This window comes from Roseivivax halotolerans, assembly GCF_900115815.1.
Classification (GTDB): domain Bacteria; phylum Pseudomonadota; class Alphaproteobacteria; order Rhodobacterales; family Rhodobacteraceae; genus Roseivivax; species Roseivivax halotolerans.
Map to the genome: position 1 here is coordinate 182,192 of NZ_FOXV01000003.1, position 19,315 is coordinate 201,506.

The 19,315-nt window shown below is 65.7% G+C and carries 14 protein-coding genes; 8 read left to right on the forward strand and 6 right to left on the reverse strand.

The features are described from left to right. Positions 1-110 precede the first annotated feature (110 nt). The 6 genes from BM171_RS05890 to BM171_RS05915 all read left to right on the forward strand — a co-directional run bounded on the left by BM171_RS05890 (position 111) and on the right by BM171_RS05915 (position 7,530). On the forward strand, positions 111-1,334 hold the full coding sequence (locus tag BM171_RS05890; protein ID WP_093009905.1) for a multidrug effflux MFS transporter: 1,224 nt from the start codon (positions 111-113) through the stop codon (positions 1,332-1,334). 46 nt (positions 1,335-1,380) lie between these two features. Beyond that, on the forward strand, positions 1,381-2,778 hold the full coding sequence (locus tag BM171_RS05895) for a helix-turn-helix domain-containing protein (RefSeq protein WP_093009906.1): 1,398 nt from the start codon (positions 1,381-1,383) through the stop codon (positions 2,776-2,778). Positions 2,779-2,845: 67 nt separating this feature from the next. Continuing rightward, on the forward strand, positions 2,846-3,850 hold the full coding sequence (locus BM171_RS05900; RefSeq protein WP_093009907.1) for a hypothetical protein: 1,005 nt from the start codon (positions 2,846-2,848) through the stop codon (positions 3,848-3,850). Positions 3,851-3,888: 38 nt separating this feature from the next. Further along, positions 3,889-4,326, forward strand: coding sequence for a phosphate-starvation-inducible PsiE family protein (locus BM171_RS05905; RefSeq protein ID WP_093009908.1), 438 nt, complete (start codon positions 3,889-3,891; stop codon positions 4,324-4,326). Positions 4,327-4,389: 63 nt separating this feature from the next. Beyond that, complete coding sequence (locus BM171_RS05910; RefSeq protein ID WP_093009909.1) at positions 4,390-5,673, forward strand: O-acetylhomoserine aminocarboxypropyltransferase/cysteine synthase family protein; 1,284 nt, start codon at positions 4,390-4,392, stop codon at positions 5,671-5,673. Between the two features lie 276 nt (positions 5,674-5,949). Then, positions 5,950-7,530, forward strand: a complete 1,581-nt coding sequence (locus tag BM171_RS05915) for a PRC-barrel domain-containing protein (RefSeq protein WP_093009910.1) — start codon at positions 5,950-5,952, stop codon at positions 7,528-7,530. A 187-nt stretch (positions 7,531-7,717) separates the two neighbouring features. On the opposite strand, the gene BM171_RS05920 is transcribed toward BM171_RS05915, so the two are convergent. From BM171_RS05920 to BM171_RS05935, 4 genes are all read right to left on the reverse strand, one after another. Beyond that, the gene (locus BM171_RS05920) at positions 7,718-8,620 is read right to left on the reverse strand and encodes a fructose bisphosphate aldolase (RefSeq protein WP_093009911.1); all 903 of its coding nucleotides are present in this window, start codon (positions 8,618-8,620) and stop codon (positions 7,718-7,720) included. Positions 8,621-8,706: 86 nt separating this feature from the next. Beyond that, positions 8,707-10,074, reverse strand: coding sequence for a cytochrome P450 (locus BM171_RS05925; protein WP_093009912.1), 1,368 nt, complete (start codon positions 10,072-10,074; stop codon positions 8,707-8,709). Continuing rightward, positions 10,071-11,300 carry a hypothetical protein gene (locus BM171_RS05930; RefSeq protein ID WP_093009913.1) on the reverse strand — a complete coding sequence of 410 codons (1,230 nt, stop codon included), beginning with the start codon at positions 11,298-11,300 and terminating at the stop codon, positions 10,071-10,073. The genes BM171_RS05925 and BM171_RS05930 overlap by 4 nt, the downstream gene beginning before the upstream one ends. Positions 11,301-11,404: 104 nt before the next feature. Then, complete coding sequence (locus BM171_RS05935; protein WP_093009914.1) at positions 11,405-12,157, reverse strand: cytochrome c biogenesis CcdA family protein; 753 nt, start codon at positions 12,155-12,157, stop codon at positions 11,405-11,407. 118 nt (positions 12,158-12,275) lie between these two features. On the opposite strand from BM171_RS05935, the gene BM171_RS05940 reads away from it, so the two are divergent. After that, positions 12,276-12,497 (forward strand): sulfurtransferase TusA family protein, encoded by a 222-nt coding sequence (locus tag BM171_RS05940; RefSeq protein WP_093009915.1) that lies wholly within the window; start codon positions 12,276-12,278, stop codon positions 12,495-12,497. Between the two features lie 78 nt (positions 12,498-12,575). Here the strand turns inward: BM171_RS05940 and BM171_RS05945 are convergent, their stop codons facing one another. Together BM171_RS05945 and BM171_RS05950 are read right to left on the reverse strand one after the other, a co-directional pair. Further along, entirely contained in the window at positions 12,576-15,383 is a 2,808-nt protein-coding gene (locus BM171_RS05945; protein WP_093009916.1) for an Rne/Rng family ribonuclease, read from the reverse strand. A gap of 448 nt (positions 15,384-15,831) precedes the next feature. Beyond that, positions 15,832-16,704: an NAD(P)-dependent oxidoreductase gene (locus BM171_RS05950; RefSeq protein WP_093009917.1), complete on the reverse strand. Its 873-nt coding sequence runs from the start codon at positions 16,702-16,704 to the stop codon at positions 15,832-15,834. Positions 16,705-16,836: 132 nt separating this feature from the next. Between BM171_RS05950 and BM171_RS05955 the strand changes: the two genes are divergently transcribed. Beyond that, the gene (locus tag BM171_RS05955; protein WP_093009918.1) at positions 16,837-19,302 is read left to right on the forward strand and encodes a penicillin acylase family protein; all 2,466 of its coding nucleotides are present in this window, start codon (positions 16,837-16,839) and stop codon (positions 19,300-19,302) included. Positions 19,303-19,315: the final 13 nt, after the last annotated feature.

Below are 19,315 nucleotides of genomic sequence, written 5' to 3' on the forward strand. Positions count from 1 at the left end.
CAAATTTGCAAAGTTTGGAAAAATCTTGCTTTGCTAATTGCAAACATGCGAACCGAGCTGGCCGCAGCGGACCGATTGCCCTTCCCCGCCGCGCGCCCTAAACCGGAGGCATGAGCGCTCCCGATACGCGGTTTCTCGACCGCAGCACCCCGCCGCACATCGCCACGCTGATCCTGTTGTCGGGCGTCTCGGCGCTGACCATGAACATCTTCCTGCCGAGCCTGCCCCGGATGGTCGAGTATTTCGACACCGAATATCGGCTCGTGCAGCTTTCGGTCGCGATCTACCTCGGTGTGAACGCGGTTCTGCAAATCTTCGTCGGCCCGGTCTCTGACAAGTTCGGTCGGCGTCCGGTGATCCTGGGCGGAATCGGGATCTTCTGCGTGGCGACGGTGGGCTGCATCTTCGCCACGGATATCTACGTCTTCCTCATCTTCCGCATGATCCAGGCCGCGATCGTGACCGCGATGGTCCTGAGCCGCGCCGTGGTCCGCGACATGGTCCCGCAGGACAAGGCCGCCTCGATGATCGGCTACGTGACGATGGGCATGGCGGTCGTGCCGATGATCGGCCCGGCCATCGGCGGCGTCCTCGACCAGGTCTTCGGCTGGCAGTCGAATTTCTGGCTTCTTCTTCTCTGCGGGCTTGCGCTCTTCTGGCTTACATGGCGCGATCTCGGCGAGACGGCGCGCCCCTCGGGCCTCACCCTCTCGCAGCAATTCCGCGAATATCCCGAGCTTCTGCGCTCCCCGCGGTTCTGGGGCTATGCAATGGCGGCGGGCATGTCCTCGGGCGCCTTTTTCGCCTATCTCGGCGGCGCGCCTTTCGTCGGCTCGGAGGTTTTCGGCCTCTCGCCCGCGCTTCTCGGCATTTTCTTCGGAGCGCCGGCAGTGGGCTACTTCCTGGGGAATTACGCTTCGGGCCGGTTCTCGACGGATTTCGGCGTGAACCGCATGGTGCTTGTCGGCACGATCATCAACGGTGCGGGCATCGCGGCCTCGATGGTCGTCTTCCTGATCGGCGCAGGCTCGGCGCTGTCCTTCTTCGGGTTCATGTGTTTCGTCGGCCTCGGCAACGGCATGACCATCCCGAATGCGACCGCCGGGGCTCTATCGGTGCGCCCGCACCTCGCAGGCACCGCCTCGGGGCTCGCGGGCGCGATCATGATCGGCTTCGGCGCTGCGCTTTCGGCTGCGGCGGGCGCGCTTCTGCAACCCGGCACCGGGGCATGGCCGCTTCTTTGGCTGCAACTCGGCACCGCGATCCTCGGCGTCTTCTCGATCCTCGTCGTGATCCGGCGCGAGCGGCAGATTTCCCGGCTGGACCCCGCCTGAACATTTTGCAAACTGGTGCAAAGCGGTTTGCAAAAAGGTGCCGGGCATGGCGCTCCAGAAACTCTACGCGGGCGCGAAGCTGCGCGACCTGCGACAGCGGCTGAGCCTCACGCAGCGCGATTTCGCGGCCAAGCTCGGCGTGTCGCTGCCCTATCTGAACCAGATGGAGAACAATAACCGCCCGGTCTCCACCACGGTCGTACTGGCGCTGGCGCAGGAGTTCGGGTTCGACGTGACCGAGCTCAGCCAGGGCGACGCGGAGCGGCTCATCACCGATATGCGCGAGGCGCTTGCCGATCCGGTCTTTGCCGACGCACCGCCCCTGGCCGACCTGCGGCTCACCGCCTCGAACGCCCCGGCCCTCGCCCGCGCCTTCCTCGAACTCCACCGCGCCTACCGGCAAAGCCACGACCGCCTCGCCTCTCTCGACGAGGCGCTCGGGCGCGAGGATGCGCGCCTTGCCCCCTCGCCCTGGGAGGAAGTCCGCGACTTCTTCCATTATTGCGACAATTACATCGATGCGGTGGACCGCGCGGCGGAGCGCTTCGCCCGCGAGACAGAGACCGGAGACGATCCGCGCCGCGCGCTCGTCGCCCATCTTGCCGCGCGGGGGATCGAGACTCGATTCATTCGCGATGCGCGGCTGCGCTTCTACGACCCCGAATTGAAGCTCTTGATGATCTCGTCGCTGGTGCCGTTCGAGACCCAGCTCTTCCAGCTCCTGCTGCAAATCGCGCTTCTCGAGCAGGAAAAGCTCTTGGAGGCGACGCTCGACCTTGCGCGATTCCAATCGGACGAGGCGCGCGCCATCGCCAAGATCGGGCTTGCCAATTACTTCGCGGGCGCGGCGCTCATGCCCTACACCACCTTCCTCGAGGCCGCCCACGAAGTGCGCCACGATCTCGAGCTGCTGGCCGCGCGCTTTCACGCCTCGATCGAGCAGGTGGCGCACCGGCTCTCCACGCTTCAGCGTCCGGGCGCAAAGGGCATCCCCTTCTTCTTCGTCCGCGTCGACCAGGCCGGCACGATCACCAAGCGCCATTCGGCGACCCGTCTGCAATTCGCGCGGTTCGGCGGGGCCTGCCCCTTGTGGAACGTGCACCGCGCCTTCGAGACGCCGGGCCGTTTCCTGCGCCAGCTCGCCGAGACGCCGGACGGGATGCGCTATATCAGCCTTGCGCGCGACGTCTCCAAGCCAGGCGGAAGGTTCGGCGCGCCGACGCGGCGCTATGCCATCGCGCTTGGCTGCGAGGTCGCCCATGCGGGCGCGCTCACCTATGCAGACGATCTCGATCTCAGCCGCTCGGACGCCTTCGAGCCGATCGGCATTTCCTGCCGGATCTGCGAGCGGCGGAACTGCCATCAACGCTCCGTGCCGCCCCTGGAGCGTCGGCTCTCGATCGATCCCGACCAGCGGGGCGTTCTGCCTTACAGCGTGGAGTGAACGCGCCATTCCAAAGCGCGCAGCGATGGGCTAGGCTCCGCGCCACAGGGCAAGAGCAGTCGGCAGAATGGCCAAGAAGAAAGCGCCGCCGCGCAGGGTGAACATTGTCATCGTCGGGCAAGACGGGCGTCTCGGTTACGAGGCGGCGCTCTTTGCGCTGTCGCTGAACGCGCGCACGACGGGCACCAGGTTCCGCCTCTTTATCGCGGAACCCGAGCCCGGCCCGCTCTGGCCCGGTGATCCGCGCATTCAGGATGCCGATCTGCGCGCGCTTCTGGAAGATCAGGGCGCGACCTTCCTACCTTTCCAGAGCCGGCATTTCGGCGCGGCCTATCCCTATGGCAACAAGATCGAGGCCCTCTTCGCGCTGCCGCCCGATGAGCCCTTCATCTTCTTCGACACCGATACGCTCATCACCGGGGATCTCGACAAGGTGCCGTTCGATTTCGCACGGCCCTCCGCCTCGCTGCGGCGTGAAGGCACATGGCCCGAGATAGAGCTCTACGGGCCGGGCTACGCGGCGATCTGGAAAAGCCTCTACGACAAGTTCGGGCTCGACTTCGACAGCTCGCTGGACCTGACGCAGCCCGACGAGTACTGGCAGCGCTACCTCTATTTCAACGCGGGCTTCTTCTACTACAAAGAAGCCCGCGCCTTTGCCGAACGGTTCCTGGACTACGCGCTGGCGATCCGTGACGATCCGCCGTCCGAGCTCGTCTGCCAGAGCCTCGCCCCCTGGCTCGACCAGGTTGCCCTGCCCCTCGTGATCCATTCCCTCGGCGGCGGGCGCGACGCGCTGGAGCCCGGATGGCTCGACGGGTCGACAAGCTGTCACTACCGGCTCCTGCCGCTTCTCTATGCGCGCGAAGACGATGCCGTGGTGCAGCTTCTCGAAGAGATCACCGCGCCCAACAAGGTCAAGAAGGTGCTCAAGGGCTCCGAGCCGATCAAGCGGATGGTCTACCAGGGGCGCGGTGCGAAAGTGCGCGCGCTCTTCGACCAAGACGACCTGCCGCGCAAGGAGCAGGCGATCCGCAACCGCATCAAGAAGAACGGGTTCTGGATGCGCTGAGACGGGACTTCGGCGCCTCGCGCCCTAATTCGGCGTCCATGACGGAGAAAATCGGCAAGCTTTTCGAACACTTCGCGACGCTGGTCGCCCTCGCGCTTCTCGTCGGTGTTGCGGCTGTCATCGTCATCGCGACGGCGAGCTTCCTGCGGCTGACCGCGGAAGTCGCGCTCCAGGACAGCTGGCAAGTGTCTTATACGACGCTCCAGCAGCTCTTCGACCTCCTCCTCGGCGCGGTGATCGCGCTGGAGCTCGCCCATTCCGTGAAGCTCATGGTCGAGGGCCACCGCGGCTACGCGCAGGTGCGGATCGTCCTCGTCATCGGCATCCTCGCCGTCGTCCGAAAGCTCATCGTGATCGAACTCGAGACCGTCTCAGGGTTCCTGCTTCTCGGTCTGGCCGCGGCGGTGATCGCGCTCGGCGCGATCTTCGGCATGCTGCTCTGGCTCGACCGGACCGGGGACCTGCCGAAGGACTGATCCCTCTTTCAGGCCGCGCCGAGATCGCCTAGCGTCTGGCGCAACGAAAGGGAGGGATATTCCATGAGCGAATACGGTTTCGACACGCTACTCATCCATGCCGGGGCGCGGCCCGATCCGGCAACCGGCGCGCGGCAGACGCCCATCTACCAGACGACCGCCTACGTGTTCCGCGATGCCGACCATGCCGCGGCGCTCTTCAACCTGCAGGAAGTGGGCTTCATCTATTCCCGCCTGACGAACCCGACAGTGGCCGTCCTGCAGGAAAAGATGGCGATGCTGGAAGGCGGCCAAGGCGCGGTCTGCTGCTCATCGGGTCACGCGGCGCAGATCATGGCGCTGTTCCCGCTGATGGGTCCGGGCAAGAACATCGTCGTCTCGACGCGTCTTTACGGCGGCTCGATCACCCAGTTCAGCCAGACGATCCATCGCTTCGGCTGGTCCGCGAAATTCGTCGATTTCGACGACATGGACGCGGTTGCCGCGGCGATCGACGACGACACGCGCGCGGTCTTCTGCGAGAGCATCGCCAATCCCGGCGGCTACATCACCGATCTCGACGCGGCCGCCAAGGTCGCGAGCGACGCGGGCCTGCCGCTCATCGTCGACAACACCTCCGCCACCCCCTATCTCTGCCGTCCGATCGAGCATGGCGCGACCCTGGTCGTGCATTCCATGACGAAGTTCCTGACCGGCAACGGCACGGTCACGGGCGGCGTCGTCGTCGACAGCGGCACCTTCGACTGGTCCGCCTCGGGCAAGTTCCCGTCGCTCTCCGAGCCAGAGCCGGCCTATCACGGTCTCAAGTTCCACGAGACGTTCGGCCCGCTCGCCTTCACCTTCCACGGCATCGCGGTTGGCCTGCGCGATCTCGGCATGACGCTGAACCCGCAAGCCGCGCACTACACGCTGATGGGGATCGAGACGCTGTCGCTTCGCATGAAGAAACACGTGGGGAACGCGGAAAAAGTGGCCGGCTGGCTTGAAGGGCACGCGGCCGTCGAAGGCGTGACCTATGCCGGTCTGCCCTCCTCGCCGTATCACTCGCGCGTCGCGCAGATCTGCCCCAAGGGCGCGGGCGGGCTCTTCACCGTCGCGCTCAAGGGCGGCTATGAGGCCTGCGTGAAATTCGTGGATTCGCTCGAGCTCTTCAGCCACGTCGCCAATCTTGGCGACACCCGAAGCCTCGTGATCCATTCGGCCTCCACGACGCACCGGCAGCTCAGCGAAGAACAGCAGATCGCCGCCGGCGCCGCACCGAACGTGGTGCGGATCTCCATCGGGATCGAGGATGCCGACGACCTCATCCGCGACCTCGACCAGGCACTGGCCAAAGCCTCGACCTGAGCGGACCCGAAGGCCGTTTGGCGGCCGGTTTCCGCCGGAGGGACAAAAAAATCCATGGAACTTTCGGGGCGGTCGTCACAGGCCGCCCTTCTTGTTGATATAAATTATTTTTTTGAGATGCGTATTTTTGTCAAACTCCGGAAATCACGGGGCACAACTACGAGAAACGCCCGAAAGTCATTGTTTTTTGGCGTATTTTTGCTCTCCTAAAAGGAACATCTGCGACTCCGATTTGTTCTCGAAACCGTGAACAGTCCAAACGGAGGAACGGATCACATGACCCTTAGACGCCTACTTCTGACTTCGGCCCTGACGCTTCCCGCGATGGCCGGCACAGCCTTCGCGCAAGACAGCGACGCGCCCTGCGACGAACTCTCCGCGATGATCGAGGACGGTGCACCCGAGTCCGTCTCGATGAGTGAAGACGAGCTGCAGCGTATCGTGGAGGAAGGCAATGCCGATGCCTGCGAGACGCAGCTCACCATGATCGAGCAAGCCGAAAGCGACAGCTCCGGCGGCGATCAGGCGCAGGACAGCGCGAGTGACAGCGATAGCGCGAGTGCTGAAGCAGAGGCAGACGCCAGCGTCGCCGAGCGTGAAACCACGACCGTCCAGATCGACGAGGAACGCGTGGTCGAGGGCGTCGTACGTCTCAGCCGCGAGACCCCGCAGGTCGACGTGAACCAAGGCGAGACAGAGGTCACGGTAGAGAATGACCGTCCTGACGTCACCGTCTCCCAGCAGCAGCCCGAGATCACGGTCCGCCAGCCGCAGGCCAATGTGACATTCGAGATGGCGCAGCCCACCGTCACCATCGACCAGCCGGCCCCCGAAATCATCATCACGATGCCCGACCCGGATGTGAACGTGGCGAACGCCGAACCTCAGGTCGAGGTGCGGCAGTCCGAGCCGAGCGTCTCGGTGCAGCAGGCACCGCCGCAGGTGAATCTTGATCTCCGCGTGGTCGACAATGCCGATGCCACGGGTGACGGCGTTCAGGTCGAGGACGAGCAGTCCGGCTCCACCTATTCGCAGGGTGAGGCCCAAGACCTGCAGCCGATCGAGAACGCACAGGTCAACCTGACGCAAGCGGACCCCGTCGTGACCTATCAGGATGGCGCGGGATCTTCGGAGAACGGCGACGACGACAGCGCGTCGGCTGAGCAATCGGGCGGCGACGCGGAAGCCAGCTCCGCGAACGTCACCTATGAGAGCGCCGGTCAGCCGAATGTGACCTACGAATCCTCCGAGCCGAATGTCGAAGTGACGATGCAGGGTGAGCCCAATATCGAGCTTACGCAATCGGGCGAGCCGCAGATCACCATGCAATCTGCCGACGCCGACGAGGCGAACAGCTCCGGCGAGACCTCCGACGAGCAAAGCTCGAACACGCAATCGGGCGAAAGCGACACGCAGACGGACACCGCCAGCGACAGCCAGTCCGACGACAGCGCGGAAGGCGACAGCCAATCCGCCGAGGCCACGTCCAGCGAGAGCCAATCCGAGGAAACGACGGACACCGCTGAAAACGATGCGGCAACCGGCTCGGACATGCAGGTCGATGGCTATGAAGCGGTGGCGATGACCGATCTCGGCCGCGATGCCGTCTCGAACGGCGTGCTCTACAACACCAATGGCGAGCGCATCGGCGCGATCAAGAACGTCGTCGCCGAAAGCGGCGAGACGATCGACCAGGTCATCGTCGGCGTCGGCGGCTTCCTCGGGATCGGCGAGCGCGATGTCGCCATCGACACCGGTGAGCTGACCGCGATGCAAGCCGAAGACGGCGATGATCTGCGTCTCTACACCGACATGACGCGCGACGAGCTGCAAAATATGGAGCGCTACGAGGGCTGAGCCTCTCTCCGCTCACAAGGAAGGGCCGGCATATCCCGCCGGCCCTTTTTCATGTCTTCGGGCAAGAGCGCCACCCCGCTCTTTTGGGTTGGCGAAAATACCGCCGCCGGAGGCAAACCGGAGCGGGCGGCTACGCCGCCCGTGACATATCAAGCGCGCGAGGCGCCTCGCCTCGCGCTCCTTCGGATCAGGCCGATGCGGCGTAGATCTTGTCGATATTCTCGCCGAGCGCCGCGTTGAATTCCGAATCCGTCTGGCCCTTCGACAGACCTTCGGTCAGCGCGCGGGAGAAGCTCGCGATCATCTTGGGGTTCGCGGACAGGCGCTCGCAGGCCTCGTCGGTGGAATAGCCGCCAGACAGGGCGACGACGCGCACCACCCGCGGGTGGTCCGCAAGCGCATCGTAAAGGCCCGGCGCGGTCGGGATGGTCAGCTTGAGCATGACGTCCTGACCCTCCTCAAGCGTGTCCAGATGCGACAGGATCGCATCGCGCAGCATCGCCTCTGCCTCGGCCTTGGTCTCCGAATGGATGTCCACTTCCGGCTCAAGGATCGGCACGAGGCCCGCATCCACGACCTGCAGGCCGAGCTCGAATTGCTGCGTCACGATCGCTTCGATGCCGTCGCGATCTGCATGTTTGATGACCGAGCGCTCCTTGGTGCCGAAGATACCATGCGCGACGGCCTCTTTCAGCAGATCGTTGAGCCCCGGGATCGGCTTCATCAGCTGCACGCCCTGCGCTTCGTCCTCGAGGCCCTTGTCGATTTTCAGAAAGGGCACCACGCCCTTCGCGCCCCAGAGCGCTTCGGCGGTCGGGCGGCCTTCGACCTCGCCGCGCATGGTCTTCTCGAACAGGATCGCGCCCAGCACCTTCTCGGAGGAGAAATGCGGGGAGGTGATGATCCGTGTCCGCATCTTGTGGATCTCGGCGAACATCTCGTCATCGCCCGAATATTCGCTTTCCTCGACCCCGTAGAGCCGAAGCGCCTTGGGCGTGGAGCCGCCCGACTGATCGAGCGCGGCAATGAAGCCCGCCTCCTTGGCCATGCGGCTCTTCTGCTGCTCGAAAGTGTTGTTGTCCCGTGCCATGATGCGGCCCTCGTTCCTGAATTCGTCGGTCAGAGATTTACCGCAAGGATTGAACGAAGGATAGCCGCGCAGGAGCGCGGTTAGCGCTAAACCTCTGATTTTCCTTGATCGCGCGACTTGAGGACGAGGTGGATCCCGTCGCGGGAGCGCACCGTCAGATGCGCCACGGGCACGGGCGGCGGCCCGCCCGACGGCGTGATTTCGAAGGCGCGTGCGATCAGCGAGAGAAGAAGCGGCCCTTCAACCATCGCAAAGCCTGCCCCCGTACAGACACGCCTGCCGGCCGAGAAGGGGATGAACGCCTCCCGCGCGCAGGTCTTGCCATTCTCCGTGCCCCATCGTGCGGGGTCGAACCCGTCCGGGTTCTCCCAAAGCCGCTCGTGCCGATGGAGGTGCCAGGGGCTCAGGACAAGCTGCGCGCCCTTCGGCACGTCGCGGTCTCGGAAGCGCTCGGGGCAGCTTGCCTCGCGCACCATCATCGGCACCGGCGGATAGAGCCGCAGCGCCTCGCGGAAGACGTCCCGGCTGACCTTCAGCCGCCCCATATCCGAGGCCGCGCCGGTCAGCGCCCGCGCCTCCTCCGCGACGCGCATCTGCCAGTCGGGATGCGTGGCGAGGAGATAGAGCGCCCAGGCCAGCGCCGAGGCGGAGGTCTCGTGGCCTGCAAGAAAGAAGATCGCCACCTGGTCGACCATCTCCGACGCCGAGAAGGTCTCGCCGGTCTCCGGGTCGGGCGTCGTCATGATCTTCGTCGCAAGATCGTCAGGCGCGGTGCCGGCCGCGATCTCCGCCTGACGCCGTGCGGTCATCTCGGTGATGAGAGCGCGGATTCGCGCCGCCGACGCCTTCGTGTCGCGCCGGAAGAACCTCGGCAGAAGCGACAGTTTCGGCAGGAAGGCGGCGAGGTTCAGGATCGGCTGGCTGCGCTGGTAGGCGCGGAACTCGTGGAAAACCGCCTGCGCCATCTCGTCCTCGATCGGGATGGAGAAGAGCGTGCGGAAGATGACATCGGCGGCGGCGTGGCTGGTCTCGGCCTCGATCTCGACGGGCGTGCCGGTCCGCAATCTGAGCCGCGCCACGGCCTCCTGCCCCGCCGCCCACATCGGCGCCCAGGTATCGCCCAAACGTCCGCCCTCGAAGGCCGGATCGATGATGCGGCGCTGCCGCTCCCAAGTGGCGCCGTTGGTCAGAAAGACGCTCTCGCCGAGAAGCGGACGCAAGCCCGCGCCGATCCGGTCCGATTTCGGGAAATCGCGGGGGCGGTCCTTCAGCACGGTCCTCACGAGGTCGGGCTGGTTCAAGAGGTAGGAGCGGAAGAAGGGCGTGCGGAACTCCGCCATCCAGGCGCGGTAGAGCCGCGCGGGCTGGGCCGACAGGATGTCCTGACGGAAGAGTTTCGCATAACGCCAGAGCGAGACGCGATCCGGCCGGGAGGGCGGTTTCGGTGGGATCATGCGGCCATTGAGGTGAACTTGGAGACCGCCGCGTCGATGCGGCTCGCCGAGGCCGGGCGGTCTTCGTAGCGCGTGGCCAGGCTCACGGGGCCCGCGGTGATCTGGAAGTAATCGTAGTCGAGCGGCGCATCGAAGGCGCAGAGATACTGGAAATGCAGCCGGAAGAAGCGCCAGCGCAGCTCTTTCCAGCGTTCGGGGCTGAGCGAGCGGGTGAATTGCGCCGAGAAGACCAGCGGCCAGCGCTTGTTCGCAGGCGCGACACCCGAGACCGAGACCGGATCGCAGAGCGCGAAAGCGCAGCCATCCCCGGGCGCGGTCACGTCGATCCAGGTCAGCTCGTCGCGGGCGGACAGGAAGTGCAGATCCGCCCGGAGGCGATGGGCATCGGGAAGGAAGGAGACCATCGGCACCACCTGCCCCAGCGACAGAAACGCAAGACGCGGGCCGTTTGCGGGAACGCGCTTTGCGCGGATGAGGTCGGCCAGGATCGAAACACCCAGATGCGCGCCCGAGGAATGGCCGACAACGAGCACCTCGTCGACATCCGATCGGAGCGCCTCGGCGATCGTGTCGCCGAACGCGGCCATCCGCGCTTCGAGCTCGGGCGGGTTCGCGCCGCGATGGCGCGCGGAATAGGAGTAATCGTGCATGAGGTAATAGGCGAAGAACTTGCCGTCCTTGGCCTTGAACCAGCGCAGGAGCCAGATACCGACCGCCCCGCCCGCGATCCAGCCCAGCACCAAGGCGAGGAGCTCCGGCCCCGGAGCGAGGAGCTGCACTCCGCGCGCCAGCCCCCAGGCGGCCAAAAGAGCGATCAGCGCCTGAAAGAGCAGCATCCCGATCGGGTAGAGCGCCGCGATCACCGGCCCTTTTCTCAGGCGCATCAGCCGCCAGAGCGCGCCGCTGCCGATATAGGCCCAGGCGGTCCGCACGAGGCTGAGATAGGTGGCAGGGATGGAATCGGACATGCTGTCCCGCACGATGTCGGACCAGACCAGCACTTCGATATCGGCATCCGCGACCTGCCCGTCGATCACGCTTTCAACGTGCCAACCATAGGGGCCTTTCGTGGTCTTCGGCTTGAGCGCGATCTCGTATCCCGAAATCGCGGCCTGCGCCGCGGCTTCCTTGCGGTAGAGCTCGCGATATCGGCGCGGATGGATGGGATCGTAGCCGGGAATGTAGATCACCCGCCTCCGGCGCACCTCCTGACCCGATTGTGGCATATGCCCGTCCCTCGCTCTGACAGGAAAAGGCTACTCTGCCTTCGGGGCAGGTTTAAGGCGATTTTCTGAACGGCTCGGGCCGGGCCGTCAGGAATGTTGCGCGATCACCCGAGGGTCGCGAGCGCGGGGAAGGTCTCGAGGAGCCAGAATGAGAAGGCGGTGAACGCACCCGTCACGAGCGCGAGGCCGACCGCGACCAGAAGCCCGCCCATGACCTTTTCGATCAGCGCCATGTGGCGCTTGATCCGGTTCATGAGGCCCATCGCACGGGTCAGGAACAGCGCCGCGAGCAGGAATGGTATGCCAAGGCCCGCCGCGTAGACGCCCAGAAGCAGCGCGCCGCGCCCGGCATTGGCCTCGGAGGCCGCGAGCGACAGGATCGCGCCCAGTTGCGGGCCGATACAAGGGGTCCAGCCGAAGGCGAAGGCCAGGCCGAGAATATACGCGCCGAACGCCGAGCCGCCGCTGTCGCCCACCTCGATCCGCGCCTCGCGATCGAGGAAGGGAATGCGAAAGAGCCCCAGGAAGTGCAGGCCGAAGACGATCACGACGACGCCCGAGATCCGCGCCAGAAGCACCTGGTTCTGCAGGAACAGCGTGCCAAGCCAGGACGCTGTGAAGCCCAGCAAGATAAAGACGGTCGAGAGGCCCAGAACGAAGAACAAAGCGGCAAGGCCCGCGCGCGCCCGCGCCGAGCCACCGCCCTGCATCTCGTTCACGGAAACGCCGGACATGAAGGCGAGATAAGGCGGCACGATGGGCAGAACGCAGGGGCTCAGGAACGACAGCCCGCCCGCGAGGAGCGCGACCGTCATGGCCGGCAGGAGGCTAGCGTCGATGATCTCGATTCCGAACATGCGCCCAGCCTTAGGGTATCGGCCGGGCGGCGTCACGGGGCCAAGCGTCACATGCGCGTGGCGGATGTGAAACAATGTCGGCTGGACAGCGGCAGCACCGCCCAATATTTCGAGGCGTATGGATCACGAGCTAGATGCCCGGGGGCTCCTATGCCCCCTGCCCGTTCTGAAAACCCGCAAACGCCTGTCGGCCCTCGAGCCCGGCATGCGCATCCACGTGATGACGGACGATCCCGCCGCGGTCGTGGACATGCCGCATTTCTGCGCCGAGAGCGGTCACGGGCTGATCGACAGCCGCGAGGAAAGCGGGATCATGTATTGGGTGATCGAGAAGCGCTAGCGCGCGCCTGTTCCCGAGATCACGGGCAAGACGTGACGCCGCAGATCCCGTTGCGGAACCTGCGGCGCACGAGTGCGGTCAGCGGCCCAGGTTCCACCAACCACGTTTCTTGGGCTTCGCCTCGTCGGGAGCGCCCTCGCTCTCTGCCGTCTCGGCCGGTTCGAGCGGGCGGGGCTCCTCGGTAGGCTCCGCCGGGGTCGGCTCGACCGTGGCCGCCTCTTCGGGGGCCGGTTCGGGCGTCGCCGCTCCGGTCTCGACCGCCGCCGGTTCGGGGGCGGCGGGTGCCTCCTCGATCTTCTCGTCGACCGGCGCGGCCTCGGGCTCCGCCGCGACTTCCTCGGTGGCGGCCTCGTCGGCGCGTTCCTCGGTCAGTTCGGGCTCGACCTTCTTCTTGCGCGGCGCGCGCTTGCGCTTGGGCTTCTCCTCGGCCTCGGGGGCGGGATCTGCCGTCTGCGCGGGCTCGTCCGCGACCGGGGTCTCGGCCGCGGCCTCGGCGGTCTCGGCCTCGGGCGCGGGCGCGGGCGCGGGCTTCTTGGTCGACGGCTTGCGAGAACGCGAAGACGAGGACGCGCGGCTGCGCGTGGTTTTCTTGGGCTTCGGCGCGTCTTCGGCACTGTCGGCTGCGGCCTCGGGCGTCTCGCTGGCCTCGGCGCTCACGGGCTCCGCCTCGGGAGCGGTCTCGGCCTCGTTGCCGTTGTCCTTCGATTGCGCGTCGTCCTGGTCATCCCCATTGTGGTCTGAGCTGTCCTGGCCGTTCTCGCCCTTGCTGGACTTCTTCGAGCGGCGGCGACGGCGGCGGCGCTTCTTGGGCTTCTGCTCACCCTCGTCTTCGGCCGAGGCCCCCGGTGCGGGCGGAGCCTCGGACGGATCGATCTCGTCGGGAATATCCTCGTCGTCCTCGGCCTCGCTGTCGGCATCGATGGCCGCCATGATCGAGGTATCCGCCGAGATCACCGGCGACGTCGGCTCGGGCACGGTGCGGGACGCGGTCTTGAATTTCTCCATCGAGAAATCCGGCGAGACAAGCGACGGATCGCCCTCGATCATCACGGCCATGCCGTAACGCAGCTCGATCCCGGCGACATGCTCGCGCTTCTGGTTGATGAGGTAATTGGCGATTCCCACGGGGCATTTGACGCGCACCTCGCGGGAGCGACGGCGCGTGCCCTCTTCCTCGATCTGGCGCAGGATCTGCAGCGCCATGTTGTCGTCCGAGCGGATCAGGCCGGTGCCGTGGCAGGACGGACAAGGCGCGGTCGTCGCCTCGATCATGCCGGGGCGCAGACGCTGGCGGCTCATCTCCAGAAGGCCGAAGCCCGAGATGCGGCCCACTTGGATGCGCGCACGGTCGGTTTTCAGCTTGTCCTTCAGCTTCTTCTCGACGGCGGAATTGTTCTTGCGCTCGTCCATGTCGATGAAGTCGATGACGATGAGACCCGCGAGATCGCGCAGACGCAGCTGGCGGGCCACCTCTTCGGCGGCCTCGAGGTTGGTCTTGAGCGCGGTCTCCTCGATCGAGCCTTCCTTGGTGGCCCGGCCGGAGTTCACATCGATGGCGACGAGCGCCTCGGTGACGCCGATGACGATGTAGCCGCCCGACTTGAGCTGGACCGTCGGGTTGAACATCGACGACAGGTAGCTCTCGACCTGGTAGCGCGCGAACAGCGGCATCGGGTCGACATAATGTTTCACGTTCTTGGCGTGGGACGGCATGATCATCTTCATGAAGTCCTTGGCGATGCGGTAGCCGCGCTCGCCTTCCACATGCACCTCGTCGATGTCGCGATTGTATAGATCGCGGATCGAGCGTTTGATGAGGTCGCCTTCCTCGTAGATCTTCGCGGGCGCGATGCTCTGCAGCGTCAGCTCGCGGATCTGCTCCCAGAGACGCTGGAGATATTCGTAATCGCGCTTGATCTCGGTGCGGGTGCGCTTGGCGCCCGCGGTGCGGATGATGAGGCCCGCGCCTTTCGGCACGTCGATCTCGCCCGCGATCTCCTTGAGCTTGGAGCGGTCCTGCGCGTTGGTGATCTTGCGGGAGATGCCGCCGCCGCGCGCGGTGTTCGGCATCAGAACGCAATAGCGACCCGCGAGCGACAGGTAGGTGGTCAGAGCCGCGCCCTTGTTGCCGCGCTCTTCCTTGACGACCTGCACCAGCAGGATCTGGCGGACCTTGATGACTTCCTGGATCTTGTAGCGGCGCTGGCGCGGTTTCCGCACGGGCCGGATGTCTTCCTCGGTGTCGTCATCGGCGACGGATTCGATGGAATCGTCGTGCCGCTTGTCGGTCTCGTCGGACCCGTTGTCCTCGTCGGACCCGTTGTCATCGTCGGACGAATTCGCGTCTTCGGAAGGTTCCTCGACCGGCGTTTCGGCCACGGTCTCCATCGGGGAGAGGCCTTCGCCGTCCTCGGGCGTGTCGCCGTCGTTCTCGCCTTCGCCGAGATCGATGGTCTCCATCCCCGCGACATCGCCGGACTCCTTCTTCGCGACCTGATCGCCGGTCTCGGCGTTCTCGGGAGCGGCCTTCTTGCGGCTGCGCGAGCGCGAGGAGCGGCGCGACTTGGGCTTGTTTTCTTCCTCGGCCTCGGCGCGTGCCTGGGCCTCTTCTTCTTCCATCAGCGCCTGACGGTCGGCGATGGGGATCTGGTAATAATCCGGGTGGATTTCCGAGAAGGCCAGGAAGCCGTGACGGTTGCCGCCGTAATCGACGAAGGCCGCCTGCAGCGACGGCTCGACCCGCGTTACTTTTGCGAGATAGATATTGCCGGCGAGTTGCCGCTTGTTCTCGGATTCGAAGTCGAATTCCTCGACCTTGTTTCCGTCCACCACCACGACACGGGTCTCTTCCGCGTGGGTGGCGTCGATGAGCATCTTCTTTGCCATATTGTCCGTTTGCACGGGTCGAGCCGCCGCGCCCTCTCGGGGCTGGCGGTGTGGTCCCGTGTTTCTATGCTGTGCGAGACACGAGGATGTCGGCCAGCGGCGGAGACCTTGCGGTCCTCTTCCGTCTGCCTGTGCAATCCTGCGCGCGTCATCGCATTTGGTCTCCAACGCGGCTGCGGCGGGGCGGGCCTCGGCCCTGATCCGCGCGTTCCGCGTCAACGAATGTCCGGTGCCTTGAAGGTCGGACGGGGTGGGATGGCCCTTGGGCCGCATCGGTCTGTCGGGGCGGTGATCCGCGGGTCTTCCCCCGGAGAGCACCTGCCCGTTCAGCGAATTCGGGGCCGGAGCGATACTGCTCCGGCGGTCTGGTCACCTTACGCCGGGAGTTCGGGAAAACACAATGGGCAATGTCGCGCTCGGCGGCGTGCCGGGCGGCGATGCCCGGTCTTTAGCCGGACGCCTTCAAGCGTTTGAAAAGGCTGGACGTATCCCAGCGACCGCCCCCCATCTTCTGCACGTCCTTGTAGAATTGGTCCACAAGCGCCGTGACCGGCAAGGATGCGCCGTTCTCGTTCGCGGTCTTGAGGCAGATGCCGAGATCCTTTCGCATCCAGTCCACGGCGAAGCCATGATCGAAGTGATCGTCGAGCATCGTCTCGTAGCGGTTCGCCATCTGCCACGAGCCCGCAGCGCCCTGGCTGATGACCTCGACCACGGCACGTCCGTCCAGCCCGGCCTTGTCGGCGAAGTGCAGCGCCTCGGACAGGCCCTGCACGAGGCCCGCGATGGCGATCTGGTTGCACATCTTGGTCATTTGCCCCGCGCCGCTCTCGCCGATGCGGCGGCAGAGCTTGGCGTAGATCTCCATCACCGGCTCGGCCTTGGCATAGGCGTCCTCGTCGCCGCCGCACATGATCGACAGCTGGCCATTCTCGGCCCCCGCCTGCCCGCCCGAGATCGGCGCGTCGACGAAGGAAATGCCGGCATCCTTCGCGGCGGCGTAAAGCTCGGCGGTCACCTCGGCCGACACCGTGGTGTGATCGACGAAGATCGCGCCCTTCGCCATGCCCGCGAATGCGCCATCCTCGCCAAGGCACACGCTTCGCAGATCGTCGTCATTTCCGACGCAGGCCATCACGAACTCCGCCCCCTCGGCGGCCTCGCGCGGCGTCTTGCGGGCCGCGCCGCCATGTTCGGACGCCCAGGCCTCGGCCTTCGAGAAGGTGCGGTTGTAGACCGTGACGTCATGCCCTTTCGCCTGAAGGTGCCCCGCCATCGGGTAGCCCATCACGCCAAGCCCCAGAAACGCGCATTTCGCCATGATCCGTCCCTTTCTTCACATTATCCGGGGTTCAGTAGTGACGCCCCGGGGTCGCACTTGGCAACCGGTGACATTGGGTTTAGTCCCGAAAGCCACGCGCGCCAGCCCCTGCGCGCTGTCTCTGGAGGTGTGATGCGACTGCTGTTCCGTTGGCTTGTCCGGCTGGTGAGCTTCGCCATTCTGGCGGGCGTCCTGGCCGTGGTCGTGGTCTATTACCTCGGCTCCCGGTCCCTGCCCGATTACGACAAGCGCGTCGAGGTCGCGGGGCTGAGCCAGCCGTTCGAGATCGTGCGCGACAATTCCAGCATTCCGCACATCATGGCCGAGACCGACGAGGACGCGTTCTTCGGCCTCGGCTATGCCCATGCGCAGGACCGGCTCTGGCAGATGACGCTGCTCCGCCGAACCGCGCAGGGCCGCCTGTCCGAGATGTTCGGCACGCGCACGGTGGAGACGGACAAGCTCTTGCGCCGGCTCGATCTTTATAACCTCGCACGGCAGAGTGTCGCCGCGCAGGACACACGCACGCAAGCGGCGCTCAGGGCCTATTCGGCGGGGGTGAACGCGCGCATCGACGAGATCAACCAGGGCAGCCTTGGGCGCGGCGCGCCGGAATTCTTCGTCTTCGGCGCCGAACTCGCGCCGTGGCAGCCGGCGGATTCCGTGGCGCTGGTCAAGGTGTTGGCACTGCAACTGGCCGGGCACCTGCAAGAAGAGGTTCTGCGCGCGCGGACCTCGCTCGCGCTCGACGACGAGGAACGGCTTGCCGATATTCTGCCCGATATTCCCGGCAGCGGCGTTGCGGCTTTGCCGGAATATGCCAGCCTCGCCCCCGGTCTGCCGCGCTTTGCCGAGGCGCAGCCGCAAGCGGAGGGCGCGCTCTGGCCGGCACCCAAGCGCGGCCTTGCGGGCGCCTCGAACGCCTGGGCGGCGGATGCGACGCGCGCGACCTCCGAAGGCACGCTTCTCGCGAACGATCCGCATCTTGGGCTGACCGCTCCGTCGATCTGGTATCTCGCGCGGATGGAGCTCTCCTCGGGCGGTGTGATCGGCGGGACGATCCCGGGTATTCCCGCGATCATGGTCGGCCGGTCCGAGACGCTGGGCTGGGGGCTGACCTCCTCCTATCTCGACGATCAGGACCTGCATCTCGAAGAGCTGAACCCCGACAATTCCGAGCAATATCGCGGCGTCGACGGATGGCGGCGCTTCGAGACGCGCCGCTCGATCATCGAGATCAAGGACGCGCCTCCCGTCACCGTCACCCTGCGCTGGACGGAGAACGGCCCCGTCCTGCCCGGCACGCAGTTCGATCTCGGCACGATCACGCCGCCGGGCCACGTGATGTCGCTGTCCTGGACCGCGCTCTCGCCCGAGGACACGACGATGAGCGCGGCGATGGGCATCATGCATGCGGGCGACGTCGACGAGGCGCTCGAGGCGGGAGAGAGTTACGTCGCCCCGTCGCAGATGCTGACGCTCGCCGATGAAGACGGCGTCGCGATGAAGCTACTGGGCCGGATGCCCGCGCGTGATGCGAACCATCAGAGCCAGGGCCGCCTGCCCGCACCGGGCTGGATCGAGGCCAATCGCTGGCAGGGCACCCTGCCCTACAGGGACAACCCTGAATTCACGGAGCCTGCGGGGGGCATCGTCGGGAACACCAACAACAAGGTTATCGACCGCCCCTTCCCCGATCATGTCAGCTTCGAATGGGGCGACAGCCAGAGGGTCCGGCGCTGGCGCGCGCTCATGCAAGGCCGCGAGGTCCATACCCGCGACAGCTTCATCGAGTTTCAGCTCGACACCGTGTCCGAGGCGGCGCGCACGCTTCTGCCGCTCATCGGCGCGGATCTGTGGTTCACCGGCGAGGCCGCGCCCGAGGGCACGCCCGAGCGCCGACGCCGCGTCGCGCTCGACCTTCTGTCCGAGTGGAACGGGGAGATGAACGAGCACCTGCCGGAGCCGGTGATCTATGCCGCCTGGCTGCGCGCGTTGCAGGACCGGTTGATCCGGGACGACCTCGGCCCGCTTGCCGACACTTACGACCGGGTCGAGCCCCTCTTCATCGAGCGGGTCTTCCGCGACGTCGACGGCGCGTCGGCCTGGTGCGACATCGTCCGCTCCGCCGCCGAGGAGAGCTGCACCGACATTGCGCGGCTCGCCCTCGACGATGCGCTCGTTTGGATCGAGGAGACCTACGGGACCACCCTCGCCTCCCTGCGCTGGGGCACGGCCCATGAGGCGGTGCACGAGCATTCCGTGCTCGGCGAGGTGCCGGTGCTGCGCTATTTCGTGAACATCCGCCAATCGACCAGCGGCGGGGACTTCACCCTGCAGCGCGGCGCGACAAGCGGCGACGAGACCAACCCGTTCCAGAATGTCCACGCGGCAGGCTATCGCGGCGTCTACGATTTCGCCGATCCCGACTCGTCGGTCTTCATCATCGCCACGGGTCAGTCAGGGCATTTCCTGTCGCGCCATTACGACGATCTCGGCCAGCTCTGGCGGCGGGGCGAATACATCCCGATGTCGCTCGACCCCGAACTTGCGCGGGCAGCGGCGGTCGGGATCACGGAGCTTGTTCCGACGGAGTGACGGGGTGCGGCGG